This window comes from Sorangiineae bacterium MSr12523 (genome assembly GCA_037157775.1).
GTDB lineage: Bacteria > Myxococcota_A > Polyangia > Polyangiales > Polyangiaceae > Pendulispora > Pendulispora brunnea.
In genome coordinates this window covers 8,563,555-8,587,375 of the sequence record CP089982.1, presented here as the reverse complement: position 1 = coordinate 8,587,375, position 23,821 = coordinate 8,563,555, and the positions used below count along the sequence as shown (strand labels likewise).

Here is a 23,821-nt window from a genome sequence, read left to right as displayed (position 1 = left end):
TAGTCTTAATCGATGGGCAAACGAACGGGGAGTAACAAGGGCGGCGTGAATCCGGCAATCCCGGCGAGGGGAGACGCCGTCCAGCGGCGGGCCCGCGCGCTTCCCAGCGATTGCACCTTTCCGGCGGCCGCCAACGTGCCCAGGGCACGCTGCACGGTGCGCTGACTCGTTCCCAGCGCGAGCGCGAGCGACGAGGTCGACCACGATTCACCATCGGAAAGCAGCGCCAGCACGACGGTGTCGTCTCCATCGGTATCACGCGCCAGGACGACCACCTCGCGCGTCGGTTGCTGCGGCGAGAGCCCGAACCCGCGCGCCGTGGCGCGAACCTCGGCGAGCTCCGCGAGCAGGCGGCGCAAGCGGCCCATTTCGACCCGGAGGCGCACCCGATGCGACTCGTTGGGGCGCTTTGCTCCGAACACGCGCGACAGCAGATCCTCGCGCGCCACGTCGTCGGGCCACGCCTCCGCCAAAGCGCGCGCAATGCCGAACAGCACCGGGCGGCGCGCGAGCTCGACCACCGTGCGGCCTTGCCGAACGGCATGGCGCCACGCATCGATCACGAGTGCCTTCGACGCGAGGACGGCCTCCACTTCCGCAAACGATGCCACGCGTGGCCCGCGCCGCGTGAAAAGGCGCGCCACGGGCTGGTCGAGAATGCGAAAAGCCTTTTCCGTTTCCGCGAGGAGCGACGGAATGCGCGCGCGCGTCGCTGCGGTTCGGGCCCGCTCGAGTGCGGCGCGCAGGTCCTTGGCCCGCAGGCGGCGCATGGCGATGTCGGCGGCCAAGAGCTCGTGAACGGCGCCCATCGCAGGGGGCAAGCCCGGTGGCGCGATGGCTTCGAGAGCGCGCGCGGCCTCGTCCACGTGCCCGGTGAGCAGGAGCCAACGCACCTCGAGCTGCCGCGCATGCGCGGCGTTGATGCGGTCTCCGTGTGCTTCCAAGGTGGCCCGTGCCTCGCGCAATGTGGCCGGCGAGCGCACGAGATCGCGCGAGGCGAGCGCAATTTCAGCCTCGGCGACCACGCAGCGCGCCCGCGCCACGGCCTCCCGCGGGCCGAAGCCGCGGGCCGCTTTGCGCAAGAGCTCCTTGGCGCGCGCGAGCTCGCCGAGTTGCGCCATCGCAATGCCCCGCAGCGCCAGGGCGGGCGGATCGTCCCGCAGGGCGACGCGCTGCAATGCACCGAGCGCATCGCCCGCCGAAAGCGCCAGCGCCGCCGCCGTGATCAACGAGTCCATCGGAATCCCGCCACCCTTGTAACTCCCTCCTTCGAGCTCACGACGCTAAGCCTTTCGCATGGACATCGACCAACACGAAATCGTATCGCGAGATGAATGGCAGAAGGCGCGCAAAGCGCTTTTGGCGAAGGAAAAGGAGTTCACGCGGCTGCGCGACGAGCTGAGTGCAACGCGGCGGCAGCTTCCCTGGGAGCGTGTGGAGACCAACTACGTCTTCGAGGGTCCCGACGGGCCGGAGACGCTGGCCGATCTCTTCGGGGGAAAGAGCCAGCTCGTGGTCTACCATTTCATGTTCCGGCCGGAGGCCGAACGAGGGTGCCCGAACTGCTCCTTCTGGGCGGACAACTTCAACGGCATCGTCACGCACCTGGAGCACCGCGACGTCCGCTTCGTGGCCATCTCGCGAGCACCGCTGGCCAAGCTCCTCGCCTTCCGAAATCAGCTCGGGTGGAGCTTCGAGTGGGTTTCCTCCGGAGGCAACACCTTCAACCAAGATTATGCCGTTTCGTTCTCCCCCGAGGACGTGGCAAGAGGCCACTTCAAGTACAATTACAACGACACCCATCGCGCGTACGGCGTCGATATGCCGGGGATCAGCGTCTTCTACAAGGACGCGACAGACGCGACAGATGCCGTCTTTCACACGTATTCCACGTATTCACGCGGAATCGATATGATGAATACCGCCTACCACTATTTGGACCTCGTCCCCAAAGGTCGTGACGAGGAAACGGACGGCGCCATGTCGTGGCTGCGCTATCGGGATCGGTACGAGCGATGAATGCCAAGTGCGCTTGCAAGGCCGGATCGCGTGCGGCGTTCGCGACGGGCCTCCTTGCCATGATTGCGCCGAAGTGCCCGCTTTGCCTGGCGGGCTATCTGGCCTTTTTGGGGTTTGGCAGCACGGCGGCGCGCTCGATCGCACCGCTTCTTCTGCCCATGGGAATTGCCTTTCTCGTGGCGAGTGTGGCGATGTTTGGTATCTATCGCGCCAAATTGGCTCGCGCGCGCCAACCTTGAACGGAGCAGCCATTCCGCTCCTCGAGCAACTCCAGGTTGCACTGCACGATTGTGGCGGAGCCGTGTGCGTCTTGCCGAATGGTAGAGCGATCGGTACGCTTCATCTTTTGGACCCGGCCCGATGCGCGACGAAGCACCCCAAAGCCGCGAGGCGCCCGAGACGCAAGATGCCGTTGCGTCCGTCCGAATGGGGATGCTCTTCGCAGAGCGCTACCGGCTCGAATTGCGCATTGCCACCGGGGGAATGGGGGAGCTGTTCCGTGCCTTCGATGTGCGTTTGCAACGGCGCGTGGCTCTCAAGATGCTGCGCCGCGACCGGTATGCATCCGAGCCGGCGGAGCGGATTCTCCGGGAGGCACGTGCCGCCGCGGCGCTGAGCCATCCGAATGTCGTCGCCATCCACGACGTGGGGGAGCGCGACTGCATTCCATTCATTGCGATGGAGTACGTGCAGGGCAAAGTGCTGCGCGACCTCATTGGCGCGCCGGAGCCGCCCATCGAAACGCGCATTCGATGGATGACCGACGTGGCGCGCGCGCTGGAGGCGGCCCACGAGAAGGGGCTGGTCCATCGGGATATCAAGCCTGAAAATATCATGATTGGCGACGACGGCGTCGTGAAGGTGCTCGATTTCGGGATTGCGCACCACCGCACGAATCCGCCGGAAGGCGATCTCGAGTCCTTCGATGTTGCGGACGTGTCCGAAACGTCGTCTCGTCTGGCCGGCACACCCGGGTACATGGCGCCCGAGCAGATTCGCGGAGAGATCGTGGATGCCCGCGCCGATCAATTCGCGTGGGGCGTCACCGCGTACGAGTTGCTGGGCGGCAAGCTTCCATGGGTGACGGGGCCGCGTGCGGTCAGCATCATGGCCGCGGCCCTGGCGATGGATCCGCCGTTGCTCACGGGTGTTCCTTCGCCGGTGGCCCGCACCATTCAGCGTGCGCTGGCGAAGAACGCCGACGAGCGGCACCCCTCGATGGCGGCGCTCGTGTCGGCGATGGACGACTCGCCCGGGGAGCTCTCGCTGCGCGCGCGTGCGCGTGCCATTCCTCGGCCGGCGTGGGTGGCCGGTCTCGTGATGGCAATCGTGGCCTCGATGGTCGTTTCGCGCGCGATGGTGCATCCCCGCGAGGCGCCGGCGGCCCCTGTCGCGTCGGGCACGCCGGCCTCGGCTTCCGCGGCGCCGGTGACCCTGGCGGCATTGCCGCTTTCGTCCTCGTGCCGTCGGGAGGTCGAGGCGCCGTTTCGCGAGGGCCTGCGTGCAGCGCGGGAGGCCACGTCGGAGCTTGCGTTTCGCGCGTTTCAAAAGGCCAACGCGATCGATCCGGCGTGCCCGGAGGTCGAGCTCCAGCTCGCGGTGACGTGGCACAATTTGGGGTATTCGATTGGCCTGGAGCGCGAGCAGTACCACCGTGCCGTGTCGCTGCGCGATGGATTGGGGCCGCGCGATCGTGCGCTGCTCGATGCGTTGGGGCCGCTGGTGGCCACGGAGCCGGCGGATCGCGCGGAGGCGGCGCGCCGGTTCGATGATGCAGTGGCGCGTTTTCCGCTGGATGCGCAGCTGCTCGAGCTCGCGGGCGGTGCGCTGCTCGCCTCGAGCGATCGCCCGAGCCTCGAACGGGCTCTCGAGCTCGGGCGGCGCGCCGTGCAAAGTGATGAGGCGTACGCGGGCGGTTGGGAGCTGCAGGCTCGGGCGCTGGAAGCGATGGGGCAGTTCGACGAGGCCGCGGCGGCCATCGAGCGATGCCTGGACCATGCGCCGGGATCGGCCGCGTGCCTCGCGCATCGGAGCCGGCGGCAGCGCGCAACGGGCCAGTGCACCGAGGCGGTCGCCACCACGCGACGCTGGCTGGCCAACGTGCCCACGAGCGCCGCGGCGTATTTGGAGCTGGCGAATGCGCTGGCGGCAGACGGCGCTTCTGCGGAATCGGTGAACATGGCGCTCGAGCAATTTCGAGCCAATGGCCCCGAGGACCGCCGCGATGCAGGATACACGTATTACCGCGCGCTCCTGGCGTCCCTGACGGGGGACTTCGGCCGCGCGGAGGAGCTCACCGGGAAGTTGCTTGGGCAACTGAAAAATTCGCCCATGGCCTACGAGCAGCTGCACGCGTCACTCACCTTGGTGAACCTCATGAACGAGACGGGCAAGGGGGCGCAGGCGGCCGCTCTCGTGGATCAATTCGTGCGGCGCAAGGACGCGTGGGTCGAGGGCGGTGCGGGCGCGGGGCCGTACGAGCCGGTTCTCTTGGCGATGCTCCTGCAGCACGGCAAGATTTCGCGCGAGCAGTGGGGGTTCGCGGCAGACCGCTGGGAATCGCGGGCGCGTGCGACGATGACCGCGCGCGAGGCGTGGGCGCTGCATTGGGGGCCAGCGAGCGAGACGCGCGAGGTGGCGCTCGATGCTTGGAGCCGCCGTCCCGCGGAAGTGGCGCCTTCGTCGGCGGACGGAGGTCAACTTGCCGAGATGTACGAAGGCCGCCTCGCGCTCATGGCGGGGCAATCCGCGGAGGCGATCCGTCTGCTCGAGTCGGCGACGCGAAGCTGTGACTGCCTGGAGCGCCCGTTCACGACGACCCTCTCGCACCTTTGGCTGGGGCAGGCGAAGGAGCAATCCGGCGATGCGGCGGGCGCGTGTGCTGCATACCGCGTCGTGCTCACGCGGTGGGGCACGAGTCCGCGATCGGTGACGGCGAGCGAAGCGAAAAAGCGCCATGTGGCATTAGGCTGCAAGGATGGCTGATCGCTCCGACATTCGCTGGTTTTCCGACGATGCATGCAAGTTGGACGAGTTTCGCGCGCTGGTCGAGCAAACGCCGGATCCGCGCGATTACCCGCACGCGGATGGTTTCGCGCAGAAGGGCATCGTGTACGACTGCCCGCGGTTACGTGGCGTCTTGGAAACGGCTGCAGGACGCGAAGGCGTGGCGCGCGAATGGGTTTCCGCGTTGAGCGACGGGCCAGGGCTCATTCTGTTGCGTGGCGCATTTCATGGGCCGGTTGTCGACCGGGCCACGGAGTCCTTCTTCGCGATGATTGCCGAGCAACGCGCCCGCGGCGCGGCCTCGGGCGATCACTTCGCCAAGCCTGGGGAAAACGATCGCGTTTGGAATGCGCTGGAAAAGCTGGCGGTGTCGGCCCCCGAGGTTTTCGCCGACTATTATGCGAACGACATGTTGGCGCTCGTATCGCTGGCGTGGCTAGGGCCGAATTACCAGGTAACGTCGCAGGTCAACGTGGTCAATCCCGGCGGGCAAGCGCAGCTTCCCCATCGGGATTACCATCTCGGTTTTCAATCGGATGATTTTACCGCGCGATGCCCCCCGCACGTGCACCGCCTCTCCCCCGTGCTGACGCTGCAGGGAGCGGTGGCCCATGGACCTATGCCGTTGGAGAGCGGGCCCACGCTGTATTTGCCTTATTCGCAGAGATACGAGTTGGGGTATCTCGCATGGCGCCGGCCGGAGTTTCGGGCTTACTTCGATGAGCACAAGGCTCAATGGCCTTTGGAAAAGGGGGATGCGGTGTTCTTCAATCCGGCCTTGTTCCACGCGGCAGGGCACAATCGCACGGCGGATACTCGGCGCATGGCGAACCTGCTGCAGATCTCGTCGGCCTTCGGGCGCGCCATGGAGAGCGTGAATCGGGAGCGCATGGTGAATGCGCTCTATCCCGTGCTTTTGCAGCGCAAGGGGGACGGTGCACTGCCCAATGTCATCGCGGCCGCGGCGGAGGGCTATCCTTTTCCCACCAATCTGGATCGCGATCCGCCGATTGGGGGGCTTGCGCCCGCGTCGCAGGCCGAGTTGGTCTCACGAGCCCTCGAGGATGGGTGGACGCCGGCGCGACTGCGCAGCGAGCTCGAGGCGGCCCGGGAGCGCACGGAGCCTTAAGAGAAATTCGCGAAGTTGGCCGGGCGCCGCTCGATGAAGGCGGTGAAGGCTTCGCGCGCTTCGTCGGAGGTGACGCGGTCGGCGAAGTGCTTTGCCTCCTCGTGAACGCGGGCGAGGACTTCGGCTTGCGGGCTGCGTGTGAGCGCCTTGGTGAGCCGCACGGCGCGCGGCGGTTTGGCCGCGATCTCCTGGGCGCGCTCACGCGCCACGGCGAGAAGGTCGTCGGGGGCGCCCACGACTTCGTTCACCAGGCCGATGGCGGCGGCCCGCTGCGCATCGATGACCGCACCACGGAGCAGGAGATCGTTCGCGGCGGCCTGGCCCACGCGGCGCGGGAGCAGAAGGCTCGACGCCGCCTCGGGCACGAGGCCAAGGCCGACGAAGGGCACGGAGAAGCGCGCGCTTTCGTGCGCATAGACGAGATCGGCGTGCAGGAGCATAGTCGTGCCAATGCCCACGGCCGACCCTTGCACCGCCGCGAGCAGCGGCTTGTCGAGTGCGACGAGGGCCTCGATGAAGCGAATCGGCGGCGCAGACGTCGGGTCGAGGCCGGTGCCGGAGAGGAAGTCATGAATGTCGTTGCCGGAGCAAAACGAATCACCCGACGCCGACAAGAGCACCACGCGTACGTCGGGGTTCTTCTGCGCCGCTTGCAGTGCCTCCGCCAGGGCTTCGTACATGGCAAAGCTCAGGGCATTTTTCTTTTTGGGACGATTGAGCGTCAGCTCGAGAAGATTCGAAGTCTGCGTCACGATGATATCGCTCATGGTTCTTCCTCCTTGGCATCGGCGCATTTGTCGATGATGGCATTCAAGAATCGGTAAACGACGTCCACTTCTTCCGGGGTGAAGCCCTCGGTCATCTCCGCGGTGGCGCGCCGGATGAGCGGCATGGCTTCCGCCCGCACCGACTCGCCCTTTGGCGTCAGCGACAATAGCGTGGCCCGCCCATCGCGCGGACTCGGCTCCCGCTTCACGAGCCCCGCCCGTTCGAGCCGCGCCACCATGCCGCTGACCCCCGATTTGTTCAAATCGAACAAATGGGCCACATCCGTCATCGTGGCCCCCGGTTTTTTGGCCAAATAGGCCAATGTCGCCAATTGGGACGACGACACCCCGAGCTCGCGAATCGTCGCCTCATTGGCGCGCGCCATGACCACACGGGCCGCTCGCGGCAGAAGAAAAAAGAGCCTCCGGTCCAGCGCCACATGAAGACACTGACAGAAATGGTTCACATGCGCAATAAATAGTGCGCATGCGTACTATTTTTGGCGCTGCAAAGCCCCCGACGCGCTCGCCAGGCGTCCGCGCACGTGCACCGCTCCCACGAGGACGGCGGGGCGCAAAAAGAGATTCGCAATGGGCACCGCCAGGAGTGCGGCGGTTGCAAGGCCGAAGCCTACGGCAAGCCCCGGGTGACGAGCGACGAGCGCGATTTCCTCGCCCCACGGCTTCGACAGGCGTGTGAGAACCTTGCCGAACTTGTGCACGATGCGGCGGAGCAACGCAGGCGTCGATTCCCAAATAGGGAATGCGGTCCAAGCGGCAAACCAGGGCAGGCGCGTCTCGCCTTCGGTCGGGTCGACGACACGTGCGCCGTCGAAGGCCTCGACGACAATCCAGTGCACGCTCCACGCGCCCGAGGCGATGAAGGCAAAGACGTCCCCGGTGAGAGGCACCTGGCGCAAGACGAACAGGAACGGTGCGGCCCCGAGGGCCACCAGGATGGCCGCTTGGACCATCCGAACGATGCGCGAATGGAGGCGCGATAGGAGAGGCTCCCCCTCGCCGAAGCCAAACACGCTCATGGTGTCGGCCGCCAGGCGCTCGTAGGTGTTGGCGAACAGCACCGAGGGAAGCGACGCCAATCCGACGATGGTTGCGTAGTAGCGAAAGATCAGATGCTGCGGGGTCGGGTCCCTTTTGAGCATCACCATGACGGCGGCCGCCGCGAGCACCAACAGCGCCGGCGCGATCGCGCGCTTGCGCAGCAATGGCTGCTCCCAGAGCACCCGCATGCCCAGGAACGGCTGCGCGACGCCGTACCAGAAACGCTCGGTCTCCGTTTCGGGCGGCGCCTCGGACGTGCGGGTGTGACGGGCAATTCGGTCGAAGGATGCACGCATGGCGACGATCCTTCGTACACGAATGGCTCTGCAAGTCCAGACTCGCTCGAGAGCGCGACTCGGACGCGGAGCCTGGTTGGTGCGGATCCCGTCACAGGTGTTACTCCCGCCCGTCGAGTTTCGGTGCCAAGACTATCTCACGCCCCACCACGAGCGATGAGCAGCAATGGCCATCGCGCTTCAGCCCTCGAGGCGCAGCAATGCGCTCCATCAAGGAGGTTTTCAAGCCATGACGACTTCAGACAAGAGCGGACGAAAAGGCGAACAGCCCGCCATGAAGACACCCCCGGTCGTGTCGCCGCAAGCGTGGGAGGAGGCTCGCAAACAGCTCCTCGTGAAGGAAAAGGCTCACACCCGTGCCCGTGATGCCCTGGCCGCCGAGCGCCGGCGAATGCCGTGGATGCTCGTGGAAAAGGCGTACGCCTTCGATGGGCCTGGGGGCAAGGCGAGCCTGCTCGACCTGTTCGAGGGCCGGCGGCAGCTCATCGTGTACCGCGCATTTCTCGAGCCGGGCGTTTTCGGCTGGCCCGAACACGCTTGCCGCGGCTGCTCGATGGTGGCCGATCAGGTCGCCCACGTCGCCCATCTGAATGCGCGGGACACGACGCTCGTCTTCGTTTCGCGTGCACCCCAGGCGGACATCGCCCGGGTGAAGGCGCGGATGGAGTGGAAGATCCCGTGGTTCACCATTACGGACACCTTCGATGCCGACTTCGGCGTAGACGAGTGGCACGGCACCAACGTGTTCTTCCGCGACGGCGACCGCATATTCCGCACCTATTTCATCAACAACCGCGGCGACGAGCAGATGGGAGGCACCTGGAACTACCTCGATATCACGCCGCTGGGCCGGCAGGAGGTCTGGGAGGATTCGCCCGAGGGCTATCCTCAGACGCCCACGTACAAATGGTGGAACTGGCACGACAGCTACGTCGCCGACGCACCGCCCGACAAGAAATGGGTCGAAATCTCGTCCGCCGGCGAGGCCGCGTTCCGAAAGGAGTCCGCGAGCACGAAAGCATGACGTTCACGTCACCTCGAGACATGCCTCGCGCCCACGACGCTCCCACACGACGCTGCCGATGACAGCGCACAACACCAAGACGCCGCCGAGCATCGTAGCGCCCTGCGGCGTCTCGCCAAACGCGAGCCAAACCCAGAGAGGAGCGAGCGCCGTTTCGAGGGCTCCGATCAGTGCCGTCTGCGCGGCTTGGAGACGCCGAAAGCAATGAGCGTCGCCACGTCCTGTCCGTTCGCCGGCCAGCCGGAGACAAAGGGCAGGCTCACCACTTAGCGTGAGCGAGGCCACGAAGCAGGCCATGCCACAGCTAGAGAGTAAGCAGAATAAGAGCCCAATGCGCCCCATCGCGGCAAAGGCGCGCAAGGTGTCGCGCCGTTCCTTCGCCAAGATGAAGACGAAACTGGTCATCGCACCGAATAGGCCGCGCCAGAACAGCAATGCGGCAATATCGAGCGGCACGGCCCGCGTAAAATAGCCCGCGGTGCTCCACAGGACGGCCGCCGCCGCCACCAAGAGGAGACCCAGGCGATGCGGGGCAAGCATGTGCAGTGCCATCGATGTCACTTTTCTCGTGACCAGGCTTGCGCCGTGGCACGCTCCGAGGAAACCTGCTTGGGATCGATGGATGCCGATGAAAGCAGTACCCCCTGACAGGGGTATGTCAGCATTGTCGCGGACCGAGGAGAGGGAACCGCCAAGCCGCCAAGAGTTGGGAGGCCGTGCGGTGCTTCAGCATGTCAATGAAATTTGGCGACCTTGGCGACTTGGCGGTTTTCCAATTCTGTTCGAGGGTCGTGCTCACTGATTAGACCGTTCCACGGTGGCCCGATGTCCGGCATTCGCTATTCGCGAATCGCGAATAGCGAATCCATCGGATCCCCCCTCGCCCTCGCCGTCGGCCGGGCGCTCGAACTGGGGAAGAGGGAACCGCCAAGACGCCAAGGACGCCAAGGATTGTGAGGGAGTGTGGCGCTTCAGCACATCAGTGGAACTTGGCGACCTTGGCGACTTGGCGGTTTTCCACCTCTGTTCGAGGATCGTGCTCGCTGATTAGCCCGTCGCACGGTGGCCCGACGGCCGGCATTCGCGAATCGCGAATCCATCGCACCCCCCTCGACCTCGTCGCCGGCCGGGCGCTCGAACTGGGGAAGTGAGAGGGAACCGCCAAGGCGCCAAGATTGGGGCGGCGTGTGGGTGCTTCAGCACATCAATCCATCTTGGCATTCTTGGCGCCTTGGCGGTTTTCTCGCTCCTTCTTCCTCGTTTGCACACGCGTACGGCGGAAGAACGAGTGGCTAGTGCGCGGTGCGCCATCGGCTCCCGGGGGACATCGTGCCGCCAATGTGGCGGTGGCTCTGTATTGGCGAGAAAGCGTGCGAGCATGCTCTCACCATGTTTCGAACTTCCACGCGTCCAGGGGTTTTAGCTGCTGCACTCCTCGCTTCGCTGGGTCTCGTGACGTCTGTTGCGCGGGACGCGGAGGCCGGGATTATTGAAAGCCAAATGACGAGCCGGCCCTTTCCGGGCGTGTTGCTCGTTGAAGGGAAGACTCGTGCGCCTGCGAGTGCGTTTCACGCGAGCATCGTGTCGCTGTGCGCGAGCGGGATTCGTCTCGATGCGACGGCCACGCCGACGGCGCTGCGTACGGTTCCATCGTGGGCCACGCGGGTGGGGGCCAAGCTGGCGCTCAATGGCGACTTTTTCAAACCGGCGCCGCGCGTTTATGGGATTGCCGTGGGCGGCGGCATCGAATGGCCCATCGAGAAGATGGGAATCGACCCGGACGTGTCCGGTGAATGGTATTACGACCACTTTGGATGGATTGCCGTGGGGCCAGGGTGGGTCGACTTTACGCATACCGGTGAGGCCAAGGCGCATGCCGATGAACTCGGGCTCGCGCACGGCTTCATGCCGCGGACGATGACCCACGATATACCGCCGGGGACCCTCGCGCTGGTGAGCGGCTTTCCCGAATTGGTGACCGAAGGGACGCGCTACACGTGCGCCAACCCGACGGCGAGCACCTGTTTTCCCGATCGCGCCGACATGCGCACGCGCAATCCGCGCACCGCGATGGGCTTATCGTTCGACCGCAGCATCATCGTATTTGCCGTGGTCGATGGGCGCTCCAGTGTCTCTGCGGGCATGTACGGCACCGAGCTCGCCGAGCTCATGGAGGAGCTCGGCGCATGGCAGGCTTTCAACCTGGATGGAGGCGGCTCCTCGGAAATGTGGCTCGCGGGGCGCGGCACGATCAGCGCGCCCTCCGACGGCCGCTCTCGCGCGGTGGCCAATCACTGGGGCGTCTTCGTCGACGACGCACCTGCAGCACATTGCGCGTACAGCAGATAGATGCCCGAGCCTCGATAGAGCTCGTCCTGCACGGTCGTCACGTCGTAGCCGTGACGAATTAACAGCTGCTCGATGTGCTGCACACGGCCATCGATGTCGTGCACCTCGATGGCGAGCGCGCGAATCTTGGGCCAATCGGCGGGCTCGATGCCCATGAGGACATCGAGCTCGCTTTTTTGGACATCGATTTTCAGAAGATCGATGCGCTCGATGCCTTCGTCGCGCACGATGCTCGACAGCGTGCGCAGCCGGCAGGTGAGACGTTGACCCTTCACGCGCTGCGTGAGGAGATCTTCCGTGTGCGCCATGACGTCGTTCATACCCGCGGCGTCGTGATCCATCTGGTTTTGCAGAATGGCACGCAGAACAGCCTTCTCCTCGTTCGCGTCGCCGTAGACGGACGACATGCCCGAGGAATGCGGATAAAAGGTGAAGTCGGCCGTCCGTTCCGTATCGGACAATCCCATATCGAACAATCGGGCGCGGACGCCGTGCCTGGTGAGGTTGCGGCGCAAAATATCGAACGTGGGCGCCGACGGCTCGAAGGCATACACCGTCGCATTTCGACGGAGGCCATGAACGAAGAGGGAAAATAGGCCGATGTTCGCCCCCACGTCGAACACGCACGCGTTCTCCGGCAGATCGCCAATATGACGGACGTAGGTACGATGTTCGAAGATATCCTCGTAGAAGTGGTCCGTTTCCGCCTTGTTTTGGTGAACGATCTCGAGCCCGTTCGGCAAGCGATACGGCAAAGAGTGCCCACTCTGCGCGTCTGGCGGGAGCCCTGAATTCAAGGCTTTGGCAAACTGCGCAATCGTGGGGTGCTCGAAAAAGAGGCCCAAGCTAGCCTGAATCCCCCACGCCTTCTCCAGTCGCTGCAGAATGGAAATGGCCAACAGCGAGTGCCCGCCCAACTCGAAAAAATTGTCGTGAATGCCGACGCGCTCCGCCTTGAGCACCTCTTGCCACGCGTCAACGAGGCGCTGCTCCAGTTCGTCCCGTGCGGGAGCATGGTCCGAAGGTTGCGGCCGGTCCATGGAACGGAGTCGTTCCAATGTCGTTTTCAGCAGCTCCTTGTCGGAGATGCCCTCGTACGAAGCCCGCAGCGATGGAAACGCCGGGCCATGTTGCATGGCCAGGCTACTCAGCGCGCGCCCCGGGCCCACTTCCAGAAAGACGCGCCCGGGGGCATGCCGAAGCACCTCGAGGCCGGCGGCAAATCGGACGGGCTTGCAGAGGTGCTCGACCCAATACGCGGGGTTCGTTGCTTGGGCAGCGGTGACCCACGTACCCGTGACATTCGAAATGTACGGAATGCGCGGGGCACGGAGCGAGCAGCCTTCGAGCAGCTTACGGAATTCGTCCGCCGCAGGATCCATCATTCGCGAGTGAAACGCATGCGTCGTGGAAATGCGCACGGCCGGCTGCTGGCTGCCGTTCAGGCGCGCCTGCGCGGCCTCGATGGCGTGCGTCGTTCCCGCGAGGACGCACAATGACTCGCCATTGACCGCGGCCAGGGAGAGGTGCTCGCCCAACAACGGCTCGATCTCGCGCTCGGAGTGCGGCACCGCGAGCATCGCACCCTCGGGAAGCCGTTGAATGAGTTGCGCGCGCCGGGTCACGAGCCGCAGCGCCTCGGGAAGCGAGAGGACCTCGGCCAAGCATGCTGCGACGTATTCGCCAATGCTGTACCCCAGCATGGCGTCCGCCTGAATGCCCCACGAAATCCAAAGTTGCGCCAGCGCATACTCGATCACGAAAGTGGCCGGCTGCGCCACATCGGTTCGATCCAGCGCAACGTTGGTGGATGGTCCGCGGCGAAGCATGGCGCGCAGATCCAGCTTGGGCGACGCGGGCGGTGGCTCGCGCCGGGGCGGATAGAGCACCGTGCGCAAATCCATGTCCAAAAGCGGCTTGACGATGTCGCAGCAGATGTCGACCTGCCCGCGAAATACGGGTTCCGTCTGATAAAGCTCCGCGGCCATGTGGACGTACTGCTCGCCGAGCCCGGGAAAGAGGAATGCGATGCGCGAGCTCATAGAAACGCCTGAACCCCGGTTATTTCTCGGCCAACGATCAGCGATTGCATATGGTCCGTTCCTTCGAGGGTGAAGATGCCTTCCATATCCGCCTGGTGCTTGGCCACGTGGTAATCGAGCAAAATGCCATTGCCGCCGAGCAAATCGCGCGCGTCGGCCACAACCTGCCGCGCCTTCAAGCACGCCTGCATCTTGGCCATGGCTGCGATGCCCGCGGTCATTCGGGGCGAGTCCATCAATTGACTCATACGAAGACAGAGCAGTTGCATACTGGTGACCTCGGCCAGCATCCGCGCGAGCTTTTGCTGCACCAATTGGAAGTGCGCAATGCTCTTTCGGAATTGAACGCGCTTCTGTGCATAGGCCAGCGCATGCTCGTAGCAGGCCATGGCATGGCCTAGCGCAATCCAGGCGACCAGGCAGCGTGAGTTGGTCAGAATGTGCGTAAAATCATTGAACGTGTTGGCGTGGGCGAGGCGATGGCTTCCCGGAACGCGCACGTTGTCGAGCGTGATTTCGGCCTGGAGCACGGCCCTTTGGGAGACCTTTCCGGTGATGACCTTCGTATGAAACCCGGGGGTGCCCTTTTCGACGAGGAACGCGCCCACCTGATTGGCATTCAGGCGCGCCCACACGATGACCACGTCGGCGATGGAGGCGTTGCCAATCCATTTCTTCGCGCCGTGGAGTACCCAGTCCTCGCCGTCGCGGCGAGCGCTCGTCTCGAAGAGAACGACGTCGGAGCCATGCTCGGGCTCCGTCATGGCAAATGCGCCTATTTTCTCGAGCCGGGCCATGGCCGGCAGCCAGCGGTCTTTTTGCGCTTCCGAGCCGCATCGGTCGATGGTGGCCATGGCCAACCACGAGTGCACGCCGAAAATCGTATTCAAGCTGCCATCGCCACGCGTAAGCTCCGCGGCCGCGAGCCCCACCGCCGTGGGACTGAGGCCAGGGCACCCGTATCCTTTGATGCTGCCGCCCGCGAGCTTCAAGTCCGCGAGCTTCGCCAGGAGCTCCACGGGCATCTCCGCGCGCTCCCAATACTGCCCCGCCACCGGCAAAACCTCCCGGTCGCAAAACGCCCGCACCCGCAACCTGACGGCGCGCTCCTCCTCGGTGAGAAGATCATCAATGTGAAAAAAGTCCGGAACCATAGAATCTCCACGTGCTGCGCGGTGGAACGGCTAGAGAGAATTCACATGAAGGCGGGAAGGCGGGAAGGTATTTTGATTGGGTCTCAGGTGTTTATTTGAAAATCTCAAACCCTTCCCGTCTTCCCGCCTTCATGTTCAAATTTCTATATTTTTTTTAGGCCGCCTTGCCGTTGCTCGATTTGCGGCGGAGTTGCTCTTTTAGCTCCGTGAGGGTGCGGCGGGGGTTGTCGTGAATGAGTTGGAGCAAGAAGGCGAAGCTTTCGGCCATGCGCGGGATGGTGTCGGCGTCGAAACAATCGCGGTAGTATTGAAAGCGAAGACCAATTTGGGCGATGGGGAGCACCTCCAGCTTCAATGGGATGCCGGTGCGCGCGGTCTTCATATTTCCTTGGGCCCAATGGCGGCCGACGGTGAGGGCGTAGGTGTCGAGTGGCTGGCTCTGGTACGTGATGTAGCTCTGGAAGGGGAGCGGCTCGTCACGCAATTGGCTTTCTTCCCAGATGGTCAGCGCCTCGGCGTACTCGTAATTCTTCATTTCCCAAAGGACCGGTTGCAGCTCCTTCATCCAGGAAAGGAACGACGCGCTCGGACGGACGCGCAGCCGCAGCGGCAGCAGATTGATCATATTGCCCACTGTGTATTCGATGCCCTCCATGTGGGCGGGACGCCCCGAGACGACCAGGCCGAATACCACATCGTCGTCGCCGGTCTCCGCGGAGACGACCAGCGACCAAACCCCCGCGATGAAGTTCGAAAACGTCATCTGGTGGCGTTTGCATAGATCGTACAGCCCGCTCGACAACTTGGGCGATAGGAACACCTCTCGGCAAAGCGCCTCATTTTCCGCTTCGAACGGCGCATCGTAGGTGACGAGTCGATTGGGCTTGGAAAACCCTTCGAGCATGTTGCGCCAGAACGCGTGCGCCTTGCTGCGATCCTGCTGCCAGGCCCACTCGAGCACGTCCTTGTAGGGCCGCGGCGATTTCAGCTCGGCGGGGCGCCCCTCCCGCAGCGCCGCATAATGCAGCAGCGCATCGCGCAAGAACATGGACATCGACCAGCCGTCCTGGAGCAAATGGTCCAGCGTGTAGACGAAAACGTAGTCGTCCTCGTCCAGTCGGATCAGGCCGATACGGACATGGGGCGCCTGGTGGAAGTCGAACCCGCGCTGAAAGTCCTCCGCGAGAAACGCTTGCAGTGCGTCTTGTTGCGCATCGTATGCAAGATGCCTCAGGTCAACCTGGTTGACCTCGGGGGTTGCCCGCTTGAAAACGACCTGCACCGGCTTGGGCAGACCCTCCCAGAGAAACCCCGTGCGCAGCGCGCTGTGGAGTGCCACCGTTTGCTGCCAGGCCTGCGCGAAAAGAGCAGGGTCGAATTGCTCGTTGCGAATGCGGTAGTGCGGCTGCGTAAGGTACAGCGCGGGATCCTGGAGCGTCTGGTAGCGACGTATTCCCCATCGCTGGTACGACGTCGTGGGGTACACGGCCTCGACCTCGTCCAAGTTGGGAACGAGCCCCGCGATGTCTTCGAGCCCCGGCAGGCGATCCCCAGCCGCCTCTTGCCGAGGAGCCTCTTCGCGGTGCCCCATGCCCTCGAGAAGCGCCGCCACGGTGCGAAACTCGAACAGCTGTTTGGAGCTGAAGACGAAGCCCGCCTCCCGAGCCCGCGAAATCAGGAGGATGCTGCGCACCGAATCGCCGCCCAGTGCAAAGTAGTCGTCATCGCGGCCCACGCGCTCGAGGCGCAACACCTCGCCCCAGATTTGCGCGAGCCGCCGCTCGTCCTCGGTTTGGGGCTCGACATACATCGTTTGCAGCGTCTCCTGGAGCTTCTCCGGCGGCGGCAGCATGCGCCGGTCCAATTTGCCATTGGGGGTCAACGGCAACGCGTCGATGGGTACGATGGTGCCCGGAACCATGTATGCAGGGAGACGTTGCTGAAGGTGATGGCGAATCCGCGGGGCGAGCTCCGCGAAGGGCAGTTGCCGCGGCGGATTCGTAAAGCCTTGCCAGAACGAGGTTGGACGCGGCGCCGGTGCGTCACTCGGCTGTGTCACGGCCTCGTATTGCAAGCGGGTGCGCCGCAAGGTCACGTGGTACGTACCGCTCGCGCCCTCGTCCGGGGAGGAGCAGCCGATGCTCACGTCATACCCGAGTTGCGCTCCCAGTGCCCAGATGTCCTCCGGATCGACGGCCACCGGTGGATCTGCCTGAAGCCGCGCGCGGAGCTCTCCCACGGTTTGCAATTCCGTGCCGCCCGCAAGGAGCGCCATGATCCGCATCTCGCGGGCGAGACGCGCGTCGGGAACGTGCTCCAAGTGCACGACGGTGAAAGGCGACTGCTCCTGCAGGCGCTCGCGAAGCCCCGCCAAGGTCAGCGCATCGCGCCGCCAGTTCCACGTGGGGCCGCTCTCCGCAACGGGCCTTTGCCCCATGCGCAAGAACACGTCGTACCGAAAACGGGTTAGCTCATTGTGCACGCGGCCACGGCGCAATTGAATTTCCACGCTCCCGATGGCGGGAACCTGCTCGCGCAGCGCCTCGAAAAAGTCCGGCGCGACGAGCAACTCGTTCTCCAAGCGGATCTGCTCTTTGATTTGCCGGCGTAGCTCCTCGCACGGTAACGCGTCGGGGGCTTTATGGAACTGCACCGACGTATGGTACGCCTCCAAGAGTTGACGATTGCGCACGTCGGCCACGACGATGGTGCCCTCGGGCACCACCGTATGCGCGGCCTGCTCCAGCACGTTCAGCAGGTAGCGAACATCCGGAAAATACTGAATGACGGAATTGATGAAGATGCAATCGAAGCGCGACGCCTTCAAGTCCGCGATGTCGTGCGCCTGCCGTTCTTGCAGCTCCACGTGCGGAGGCAAATCCGTCTGGCCTTGCAGAGACGCGAGCGCGCTCGCCGAGCCATCCGTGGCCAAGTAATACTCGGTGTGCGGGGCAATGCGTGTCAGATGCAGACCGGCGCCGCACCCTAGTTCGAGCACGCGTCGAGGACGAAGCGCGAGAACGCGATCGGCCGTGTGCTCGACCTGCTCACGCATCTCCTCGGCCGAAATGAGGTCCCCCGTATAACTGCTATTCCAACCAATGGTATTCAGCGCGGGAACGGCCTGCTGGTAAACTTCATTGTAAAGGGCAAGCCAGCCCTCGACGTGCTCCTGGTGCGTGGCCTGCTCGTCCGGTGAATAGGCAGAATCGGGTACCACGTACGCCACCAGGCGCGCCTCGCCCGGGGCATCCTCGCGCAGTGCAATTGCAGCTTCGCGCACGGCTGGGTGCTCGCGCAGAGCAATCTCGATTTCCTCCAGTTCGATGCGATAGCCATGGAACTTCACCTGCTGGTCCTTGCGGCCCAAGAATTCCAGGTTCCCATCGAGTCGAAGCCGCGCCTGGTCCCCCGTGCGGTAAAGCCGCTCGCCCGAAGGGACGTGCACGAAGCGCTCCGCCGTCAATTCGGGCGCATGCAGATACCCGCGCGCCACCCCGCGTCCTCCGAGGTACAAATCGCCCACGCCGCCAATGGGAACGGGTTGCAGCGCATGATCGAGCACGTACGCCGTCGTATTGGCAATGGGGCGTCCAATGGTGATGCTCTCCGGCGCCGCCGGAATGCGCGCGGCCGTGGCCCAAATCGTCACCTCGGTGGGGCCGTAGAGATTCCATAGCTCGCCACCGGTGGCCAGCAATCGGTCCGCGAGATCTTTGGGCAGCGCTTCGCCGCCCACGAGCATCTTGATGCCCTGCGCGTTGGTCCACCCGCTGTCGAGGAGCATGCGCCACGTGGCCGGCGTCGCCTGCAGCACAGTGGCCGCCGTGCTCTCGAGAAGCTCCGCGAGCAGGTAGCCGTCGGTGGCCTGTTCGCGTGTGGCGATGCAGACCGTGGCGCCGCAAACGAGGGGCAGATACAACTCCAGCCCCGCGATGTCGAACGAGATCGACGTCACCGCCACGAGCCGATCGCCGGCGTTCAATCCGGGCTCGGCGCGCATGCTGGCGAGGAAGTTCACGACATTGTCGTGCAGAACCTCGACCCCCTTGGGTCGGCCGGTCGACCCCGAGGTGTAGATGACGTACGCCGGGTGCTCGGGCGCGCTCAAATCCTCGATGGGCTCGGGGCTCTCCTCGGCCATGAGCTCGATCGGCATCACGGGCGCCCCGCACTCCGGCAGCGCGTCCCGCAAGTGCCCCTGGACGAGAAGCAGCGATACTTGCGCATCCTCGAGCATCAGCGCCAGACGCTCCCGTGGGTATTCGTGATCGAGCGGCACGTACGCGCCCCCCGCCTTGAGAATGCCCAGGAGCCCGACGAGCAACCACGGCGAGCGCTCGATGCAAAGTCCAACCCGCGTCTCGGGGCCCACTCCGCGTTTTCGCAGGGCGCGGGCCAGGCGATTGGCCTGCGCATCGAGGCGCGCATACGTCCAGGATTCGCGACCGCAAACGATGGCCGTCGCCTCGGGGGTGCGGGCCGCCTGCTCCTCGAACGAACGATGGATGCATGTTGCAGGTACATCCAGGCGCGGCCCATGGCTCCACTGCAGCAGCAGCTCGCGCTCGCCCTCGGCGAGGAACGGCAGCTCGTCGAGACGCTTCGACGGATCCTCGGTGACCGCGCGCAGGATCACGAGAAAGCGCTCGGCCATCATGGCAATGGTCTCTTCGTCGAAGAGGTCCGAGTTGTATTGCAAAACGTCGCTATCGCCCTCCTCGTAGAGAAAAGCGCTCAACTCGAACATCGAGGTGCCATTGTCCAGGTGGCACGACTCGAACGTGAGCGACTCCGTATGAAACGGAGGCATATGGCTTTTCTGGGCGGCGAAGAAGATCTGGAAAAGCGGCGAGCGGCTGGTATCGCGTTCGAGGTGCAACTCGTCGATGACCCGCTCGAAGGGAAGGCTCAAATTGTCGAGCGCACCGAGCAAGGTATGCTGCACTTGCCGGAGCAGCTCTCGAAAGGTGAGCTGCCCCTGCGGCTTGACGCGCACAGGCAGCGTGTTCACGAAATAGCCAATCAGCGGCTCCGTTTCCGAATACGGGCGATGCGCCACCGGTGTGCCCACGATGACATCCGTCTGGCCCGTGCACCGGTAGAGGAGCACGCTGAAGGCTGCGAGGGTCGTCATGTAAAACGTGGTGCCCGCCGCCCGACCGAGATCTTTGATGGCCTGTTTGAGCTCCGGCGAAATCACGAATCGATGCAGTTTTCCGTGGTAGGTAAGATGGGCCGGGCGCGGATGATCCGTGGGGATCTCGAGCACGTTCTCGCGATCGGCGAGCTGGCGCGTCCAATAGGCAACTTGCTTTCGGTGCTGCTCATTGCCAATCTGCTCGATCTGCCAGGCCGCAAAGTCGCCGAATTGAAAGGGTAGCTCGGGCAACGAGCCCTCTTCCCCGCGGGCATAGGCATCGTAATAGTGGAACCACTCCCGGAGAAAGATGCCGAGCGACCAGCTATCGTAAATGATGTGGTGAATGAGAAAGAAGAGAACGTGGTCGTCGGGACCGAACCGGTAAACGCGGGAGCGAAAGAGCGGCGCCTGGTCGAGCGGGAGCGGGTTCTTGGATTCCTCGTCGATGAGGTTCTCCAAAAAGGCATTCCTCTCGCTCTCCGGAAGCGACATGGGCACGACGGGGATCTGCACAGTGAGCTTTGGCAGAATGACCTGGCTCGGCTCTCCGCGAAACGTGGAGAGCAAATAGGTGCGCAACACCTCGTGCCGCTCGATGAGCTTGTTGAGCGCGCGTTCCAGAAGCGAAACGTCGAGCGGCCCGGAGATGCGCAAGGGAATGCTGACGTTGTAGACCGCCGTACCGGGATCCCAATGTTCGAGGAACCAGAGTCGCTGCTGGGCAAACGACAGCGGAGCGACATTGCGCTGCGCGCGCGGCGGGATCTTCGCCGCGGGAGGCTTCTTCCCCGAGAGTCGTTTCTGCAGGAGGGCGCGTTTTTCGGCAGAGAGCTGGGCGATGCGGTTGGATTGGTCGAGCATGGCGGGTACCTATTCGTGGACGTGCAGGGATTCGATTTCTTCGAGGATGGTCAGCTCGACCAGGTCGGCCATGCCGGCGACGGTCGTCTTTTCGAGAAGATCTTTGAGCGAGATTTCGACGTCGAATTGCTCTTTGAGTCGCGTATGCAATTGAATTCCCAAGAGAGAATTGCCACCGAGGTCGAAAAAGTCGTCATGAAGGTCGATGGTGGGTGTGCCGAGCAGCTCGTGCCAGAATCGAAGGATGATTCGTTGGGAGTCGCTGATCTCCGTCGCCTCCACGAAGGCGGGGCTCTCTCGAGGCACAATGGGCGGCTCCTCCAGCGTGTTCTCGGCGTCAATCCAGCAGCGCTGTCGTTCGAACGGGTACGTCGGCAGGACGAGGCGGGAGCGGCGGGTGTGCCCGAGAATGGCTCGGCGGTCGATGGCGCCGCCAGCCGCCCACAACTTGCCCAGGGCCTGCAGCATCGACTCCGCTTCGGTGTTCGCCTTGGCGGAGGGAATCGATGCGAGGATGACTTGTTCGCTGCCGCGCTCGTGCGGGTGGACGAGCGAGGACAAGGTCCGGCCCGGGCCCACCTCGAGGAGGATCCATTTCGATTGGGCGAGGAGCGTGGACATGCCCTGGGAGAAACGCACCGGCTCGCGCAAATGACGAACCCAGTATTCGGGATCCATGGCCTCGTCGGCGGTGATCCATTGGCCGGTGACGCCGGAGAGGTAGGGCGTCTCGGGCTGGCGCAACGTCACCTGCTCGAGGACGCGCCGGAATGCGCCCACGATGGGGTCGACCATGCTGCCGTGTGAAACGAGGGACACCGGAAGACGGTTGTGGACGATGCCGCGGCGCTGCAATTCCGTTTGCAGCGCGTCGATGGCCTCGAGGGGACCCGATATCGAATGAACGCCGGGCGCATTGAAGGCGGTGATGGCCACATGCTCGCCCGCATGCTCGACCAAGCCGCGCAACACCGACTCGTCGGCCAAGACGGTGAGGATGGCGCCGCGCGGAAGGCCCTGAAGAAGCCGCTCGCGTGCAGCCACCAGGCGAAGGGCATCGGGCAGATCGAGGACCCCGGCCAAGGTGGCGGCGACGTATTCGCCCATGCTATGGCCCATGTACGCGTGAGGCTCGACGCCCCAGGAAAGCCAGAGCTGCGCCAGCGCATACTCGAATGCGAAGAGCGCCGGTTGGGCACCAAGCCCCGCTTTGGGGGCCGCTCCTGGGAGCGACGAATCCATGTGCTCCGCGCAGCGGGCCATGGCGGCGCGAAATGCGGGTTCACGCTCGTACAGCTCGCGCCCCATCTGTTCGTACAGGGGCACCTGACCGGGAAACATGAACACCACGGGCGTCTCGGCGTGCGGGCGCTTGGTGAACACGCGTTGGGGCGGCAGCTCCCTCAACGTCGCCACGGCGTCGTGGGTGTCGCGGCAAACGAGTGCACGGCGATGCTCGAAGGCCTTTCGCCCGACCTGGAGGGTATAGGCGACGTCTGCCAGGTTCGCGTCGGGGTGCGACTCCAAGTACGCGAGCAGGTTGCTCGTGCTTCGTTGCAATGCCGCCTCGCTCTTTGCCGATAGGAGCAAGAGCTGCCAGTCCGTCGCCGGATCGGACGGCGCACGCAAACACGGTTCTTCGAGAATCACGTGCGCATTGGTCCCGCCCACGCCAAAGGCGCTCACGGCAGCGCGCCGCGGATGGTCTCCTCTTTCCCACGCGCGGGGCTGCGTATTGACGAAGAAGGGGCTGCGAGCAAAGTCGATTTGCTCATTGGGCGCCTCGAAGTGCAAACTCGGCGGAATGCACGCGTGGTGCAGCGCCAAGGCCGTCTTGATGAAGCCGGCCGCCCCCGCCGCGGTGTCCATGTGACCTACGTTGCTCTTGAGGGAGCCGAGGGCGCAGAAGCCCTCCCGCTCCGTGGCCGCGCGAAACGCCTTCGTCAGCGCCGCCACCTCGATGGGATCGCCCATCGCGGTGGCGGTGCCATGGCACTCGACGTACTGAATCGAATCCACGGGCACATCGGCCAGAAGTTGCGCCGTGCGGATGACGTCCGCCTGCCCATCGATGCTCGGCGCGGTGTAACTGACCTTGGCCGCGCCATCGTTGTTGATGGCCGACCCGCGAACCACCGCATGAATCGTATCGCCGTCCAGCAGCGCATCGTCCAGGCGCTTCAAAAGCACCAGCGCCGCGCCCTCGCTCTGCACGGTGCCTTGGGCGCGTGCGTCGAACGTCCGCGTGTGCCCATCGGGCGAATTCTTGTTGTTCTCCTGATAAAGATATCCCGTCACCTGCGGAATGCTCAGCGCCACGCCACCAGCCAGGGCCATATCGCACTCTCGGTTCAAGAGCGCCTGGCAAGCCATATGAATGGCCACGAGGGAGGTCGAGCAGCCCGTTTGCACGGTCACGCACGGTCCTTTGAGATTCAGCTTGTACGCCAGGCGCGTGGTCAGGTGATCTTTGTCATTCGCCAGCACCAAGTGGTACGGATCCACGGAGTGAACCAATTCGCGATTGGGCCACAAGTTATTCAGTAGGTAACTGGAAATCGCCGACCCTGCAAATACCCCCACCGAGCCGGCGTAGGCATCCAGATCGTAGCCTGCCCGCTCGAACAACTCCCATGCGCACTCCAGAAAAAGGCGTTGCTGCGGATCGGTGTAGGCCGCCTCTCGATGCGAAAAGCCGAAGAACAGCGGGTCGAACATTTTGATGCCGCGGACCACCCCGCGCGCTTTGACGTACTTCGGATGGCGCAGGGTAGCTTGATCCACTCCGGCGTCGGCGAGCTCCTCGTCCGAGAAAAACGAGATGGATTCTCGACCTTCGCGGATATTCTTCCAAAAGGGCTCGATGCCGTCGGCACCGGGGAAGCGGCCATTCATGGCCACGACCGCGATCAAATCGTGCTGCTCCTGCTGCTGAACCACGTTTCCCATCGATGTTCCTGTCCAAACCT

General features: G+C 64.1%; 15 protein-coding genes. 6 read left to right on the top strand and 9 right to left on the bottom strand.

Annotated elements, in window-relative coordinates:
* Nucleotides 1-5: 5 nt before the first annotated feature.
* Entirely contained in the window at nucleotides 6-1,238 is a 1,233-nt protein-coding gene (locus tag LZC95_33670; protein WXA91393.1) for a helix-turn-helix domain-containing protein, read from the bottom strand.
* A 58-nt stretch (nucleotides 1,239-1,296) separates the two neighbouring features.
* Here LZC95_33670 and LZC95_33665 point away from each other — a divergent pair, with 58 nt between their 5' ends.
* The 4 genes from LZC95_33665 to LZC95_33650 all read left to right on the top strand — a co-directional run bounded on the left by LZC95_33665 (nucleotide 1,297) and on the right by LZC95_33650 (nucleotide 6,154).
* Complete coding sequence (locus LZC95_33665) at nucleotides 1,297-2,019, top strand: DUF899 domain-containing protein (protein WXA91392.1); 723 nt, start codon at nucleotides 1,297-1,299, stop codon at nucleotides 2,017-2,019.
* Nucleotides 2,016-2,258, top strand: a complete 243-nt coding sequence (locus LZC95_33660) for a hypothetical protein (GenBank protein ID WXA91391.1) — start codon at nucleotides 2,016-2,018, stop codon at nucleotides 2,256-2,258. The genes LZC95_33665 and LZC95_33660 overlap by 4 nt, the downstream gene beginning before the upstream one ends.
* A gap of 121 nt (nucleotides 2,259-2,379) precedes the next feature.
* A complete protein-coding gene (locus LZC95_33655; GenBank protein WXA91390.1) occupies nucleotides 2,380-5,004 on the top strand; it encodes a protein kinase in 2,625 nt (874 codons plus the stop codon).
* Nucleotides 4,997-6,154 (top strand): phytanoyl-CoA dioxygenase family protein, encoded by a 1,158-nt coding sequence (locus tag LZC95_33650; GenBank protein ID WXA91389.1) that lies wholly within the window; start codon nucleotides 4,997-4,999, stop codon nucleotides 6,152-6,154. The genes LZC95_33655 and LZC95_33650 overlap by 8 nt, the downstream gene beginning before the upstream one ends.
* Here LZC95_33650 and LZC95_33645 read toward each other — a convergent pair.
* From LZC95_33645 to LZC95_33635, 3 genes are all read right to left on the bottom strand, one after another.
* Nucleotides 6,151-6,921, bottom strand: a complete 771-nt coding sequence (locus tag LZC95_33645; GenBank protein ID WXA91388.1) for an enoyl-CoA hydratase-related protein — start codon at nucleotides 6,919-6,921, stop codon at nucleotides 6,151-6,153. The genes LZC95_33650 and LZC95_33645 overlap by 4 nt on opposite strands.
* Nucleotides 6,918-7,307 (bottom strand): MarR family transcriptional regulator, encoded by a 390-nt coding sequence (locus LZC95_33640; GenBank protein WXA91387.1) that lies wholly within the window; start codon nucleotides 7,305-7,307, stop codon nucleotides 6,918-6,920. The genes LZC95_33645 and LZC95_33640 overlap by 4 nt, the downstream gene beginning before the upstream one ends.
* Nucleotides 7,308-7,415: 108 nt before the next feature.
* Complete coding sequence (locus tag LZC95_33635; GenBank protein ID WXA91386.1) at nucleotides 7,416-8,279, bottom strand: hypothetical protein; 864 nt, start codon at nucleotides 8,277-8,279, stop codon at nucleotides 7,416-7,418.
* A 229-nt stretch (nucleotides 8,280-8,508) separates the two neighbouring features.
* Here LZC95_33635 and LZC95_33630 point away from each other — a divergent pair, with 229 nt between their 5' ends.
* Entirely contained in the window at nucleotides 8,509-9,303 is a 795-nt protein-coding gene (locus tag LZC95_33630; GenBank protein ID WXA91385.1) for a thioredoxin family protein, read from the top strand.
* Nucleotides 9,304-9,306: 3 nt separating this feature from the next.
* Here LZC95_33630 and LZC95_33625 read toward each other — a convergent pair whose 3' ends face one another.
* Nucleotides 9,307-9,855 carry a hypothetical protein gene (locus LZC95_33625; GenBank protein WXA91384.1) on the bottom strand — a complete coding sequence of 183 codons (549 nt, stop codon included), beginning with the start codon at nucleotides 9,853-9,855 and terminating at the stop codon, nucleotides 9,307-9,309.
* Between the two features lie 948 nt (nucleotides 9,856-10,803).
* Between LZC95_33625 and LZC95_33620 the strand changes: the two genes are divergently transcribed.
* Entirely contained in the window at nucleotides 10,804-11,652 is an 849-nt protein-coding gene (locus LZC95_33620; protein WXA91383.1) for a phosphodiester glycosidase family protein, read from the top strand.
* On the opposite strand, the gene LZC95_33615 is transcribed toward LZC95_33620, so the two are convergent.
* The 4 genes from LZC95_33615 to LZC95_33600 all read right to left on the bottom strand — a co-directional run bounded on the left by LZC95_33615 (nucleotide 11,595) and on the right by LZC95_33600 (nucleotide 23,801).
* Complete coding sequence (locus tag LZC95_33615) at nucleotides 11,595-13,694, bottom strand: FkbM family methyltransferase (protein ID WXA91382.1); 2,100 nt, start codon at nucleotides 13,692-13,694, stop codon at nucleotides 11,595-11,597. The genes LZC95_33620 and LZC95_33615 overlap by 58 nt on opposite strands.
* Entirely contained in the window at nucleotides 13,691-14,848 is a 1,158-nt protein-coding gene (locus LZC95_33610) for an acyl-CoA dehydrogenase family protein (GenBank protein WXA91381.1), read from the bottom strand. The genes LZC95_33615 and LZC95_33610 overlap by 4 nt, the downstream gene beginning before the upstream one ends.
* A 154-nt stretch (nucleotides 14,849-15,002) precedes the next feature.
* Nucleotides 15,003-20,852, bottom strand: a complete 5,850-nt coding sequence (locus LZC95_33605; GenBank protein WXA91380.1) for an amino acid adenylation domain-containing protein — start codon at nucleotides 20,850-20,852, stop codon at nucleotides 15,003-15,005.
* Between the two features lie 9 nt (nucleotides 20,853-20,861).
* Nucleotides 20,862-23,801 carry an acyltransferase domain-containing protein gene (locus LZC95_33600; protein WXA91379.1) on the bottom strand — a complete coding sequence of 980 codons (2,940 nt, stop codon included), beginning with the start codon at nucleotides 23,799-23,801 and terminating at the stop codon, nucleotides 20,862-20,864.
* Nucleotides 23,802-23,821 lie beyond the last annotated feature (20 nt).

Bases quoted from the DNA above. Each gene is read 5' to 3' on its own strand.
- LZC95_33670 (WXA91393.1), bottom strand. From the start codon at position 1,238: ATGGACTCGTTGATCACGGCGGCGGCGCTGGCGCTTTCGGCGGGCGAT.
- LZC95_33665 (WXA91392.1), top strand. From the start codon at position 1,297: ATGGACATCGACCAACACGAAATCGTATCGCGAGATGAATGGCAGAAG.
- LZC95_33660 (WXA91391.1), top strand. From the start codon at position 2,016: ATGAATGCCAAGTGCGCTTGCAAGGCCGGATCGCGTGCGGCGTTCGCG.
- LZC95_33655 (WXA91390.1), top strand. From the start codon at position 2,380: ATGCGCGACGAAGCACCCCAAAGCCGCGAGGCGCCCGAGACGCAAGAT.
- LZC95_33650 (WXA91389.1), top strand. From the start codon at position 4,997: ATGGCTGATCGCTCCGACATTCGCTGGTTTTCCGACGATGCATGCAAG.
- LZC95_33645 (WXA91388.1), bottom strand. From the start codon at position 6,921: ATGAGCGATATCATCGTGACGCAGACTTCGAATCTTCTCGAGCTGACG.
- LZC95_33640 (WXA91387.1), bottom strand. From the start codon at position 7,307: ATGGCGCGCGCCAATGAGGCGACGATTCGCGAGCTCGGGGTGTCGTCG.
- LZC95_33635 (WXA91386.1), bottom strand. From the start codon at position 8,279: ATGCGTGCATCCTTCGACCGAATTGCCCGTCACACCCGCACGTCCGAG.
- LZC95_33630 (WXA91385.1), top strand. From the start codon at position 8,509: ATGACGACTTCAGACAAGAGCGGACGAAAAGGCGAACAGCCCGCCATG.
- LZC95_33625 (WXA91384.1), bottom strand. From the start codon at position 9,855: ATGGCACTGCACATGCTTGCCCCGCATCGCCTGGGTCTCCTCTTGGTG.
- LZC95_33620 (WXA91383.1), top strand. From the start codon at position 10,804: ATGACGAGCCGGCCCTTTCCGGGCGTGTTGCTCGTTGAAGGGAAGACT.
- LZC95_33615 (WXA91382.1), bottom strand. From the start codon at position 13,694: ATGAGCTCGCGCATCGCATTCCTCTTTCCCGGGCTCGGCGAGCAGTAC.
- LZC95_33610 (WXA91381.1), bottom strand. From the start codon at position 14,848: ATGGTTCCGGACTTTTTTCACATTGATGATCTTCTCACCGAGGAGGAG.
- LZC95_33605 (WXA91380.1), bottom strand. From the start codon at position 20,852: ATGCTCGACCAATCCAACCGCATCGCCCAGCTCTCTGCCGAAAAACGC.
- LZC95_33600 (WXA91379.1), bottom strand. From the start codon at position 23,801: ATGGGAAACGTGGTTCAGCAGCAGGAGCAGCACGATTTGATCGCGGTC.